Raw genomic sequence first — 1753 nt, forward strand, 5'->3', positions numbered from 1 at the left:
GGCGCGCTTCGACGCTCCGGCCCAAGAACCCCCACCTTCCAGCGAATCCTCATCATGAGCCAGCACACCCTCTTTGCCGCGCTGCGCGCCGGCTTCCCCGCCGACCTGGACGGCATTGCCATCGAAACCGTGGACGGCCCCGGCGCGCCACTGCACTACACCTGGCGCGACCTGGACCATGCCAGCGCGCGCATCGCCAACCTGCTCGATTCTCTGGACCTGCCGCCAGCCAGCCGCGTGGCGGTGCAGGTCGAAAAAAGCGTGGAGGCGCTGATGCTCTACCTCGGCGTGCTGCGCGCCGGCCACGTCTTCCTGCCGCTGAACACCGCCTACCAAGCCGGCGAGATCGAATACTTCCTGGGCAATGCCGAGCCGGCGGTTGTCGTCTGCTCGCCGCAGAACTTCACCTGGGTCAGCCGCCTGGCCTTCCAGTGCGGCAGCAGCCATGTCTACACACTGGGCGACAACCGCAGCGGCACGCTGCTGGACCGCGCCAGCTTCCACCTGGACAGCCACACGCCAGCCCAGCCCGCCGAGGACGACCTGACCGCCATCCTCTACACCAGCGGCACGACCGGCCGCAGCAAGGGCGCGATGCTGACGCAGCGTAACCTGCTGTCCAACGCGCAGACGCTGAAGGCCTACTGGGGTTGGCAGGCTGGCGACGTGCTGATCCACGCGCTGCCCATCTTCCACGTGCACGGCCTGTTCGTCGCCATCCACGGTGCGCTGCTGAACGGCAGCAAGATGATCTGGCTGAACAAGTTCGACCCCAAGGCCGTGCTGGCCAAGCTGCCCGAGGCCACCGTCTTCATGGGCGTGCCCACGCTGTATGTGCGGCTGCTGGGCGAGGCCGGCCTCAACAAGGAAGCCTGTCGCCACATGCGCCTGTTCATCAGCGGCTCGGCGCCCTTGCTGATCGAGACCTTCCAGCTCTGGCAGCAACGCACCGGCCACACCATTCTGGAGCGCTACGGCATGAGCGAGACCGTGATGCTGACCTCCAACCCCTACCGCGCCGAAGACGGCGAGCGCCGCGGCGGCACGGTCGGCTTCCCGCTGCCCGGCGTGGGCCTGCGCGTGCTGGACGATGCGGGCCAGCCCATGCCGGCTGGCGAGATCGGCGGCATCCAGGTCAAGGGGCCCAACGTCTTCAAGGGCTACTGGCGCATGCCGGAGAAAACCGCCGAGGAGTTCACCGCCGACGGCTGGTTCAAGACCGGCGATGTCGGCAAGGTGGACGCTGCCGGCTATGTCAACATCGTCGGCCGCAGCAAGGACCTGGTGATCAGCGGCGGCTACAACGTCTACCCGGCCGAGATCGAGGGTTACCTGAATGATCTGCCCGGCGTGGCCGAGAGCGCGGTGATCGGCGTGCCGCACCCGGACTTCGGCGAGGCGGTGGTGGCCGTGGTCGTGGCCCGGCCCGGCGAAGCACCAGACGCAGCGGCACTGATCGCGGCGATGAAGGGCCAGATCGCGGCATTCAAGGTGCCCAAGAAGGTCTTCGTCGTGACCGAGCTGCCGCGCAACACCATGGGCAAGGTGCAGAAGAACCTGCTGCGCGAACAGCACAAGGGCTTGTTCGTGGCAGGCTGAACCACGCACGGGATGCTCCGGCTTCCCCTGGGGCCGCTGCCCATGCAGAATGGCCCGAACAGGAGATCCACCGACGATGCGGATGACCCGTTGGGACCTTGCCTTGCTGGCATGCTGGGGCACCACTGGCGCCGCGCTGGCCGCCGGCCCCGCC

Annotated in this window: 1 protein-coding gene; it reads left to right on the plus strand. The window is 67.7% G+C overall.

Annotated features, from left to right (window positions below; all coding sequences use genetic code 11):
- The first annotated feature begins 54 nt into the window (after positions 1 to 54).
- Positions 55 to 1599, plus strand: coding sequence for a malonate--CoA ligase (locus FKP22_RS29315; RefSeq protein ID WP_141291701.1), 1545 nt, complete (start codon positions 55 to 57; stop codon positions 1597 to 1599).
- Positions 1600 to 1753 lie beyond the last annotated feature (154 nt).

Source organism: Ideonella azotifigens (genome assembly GCF_006519715.1).
In the GTDB taxonomy this organism is placed as follows: domain Bacteria; phylum Pseudomonadota; class Gammaproteobacteria; order Burkholderiales; family Burkholderiaceae_C; genus Ideonella; species Ideonella azotifigens.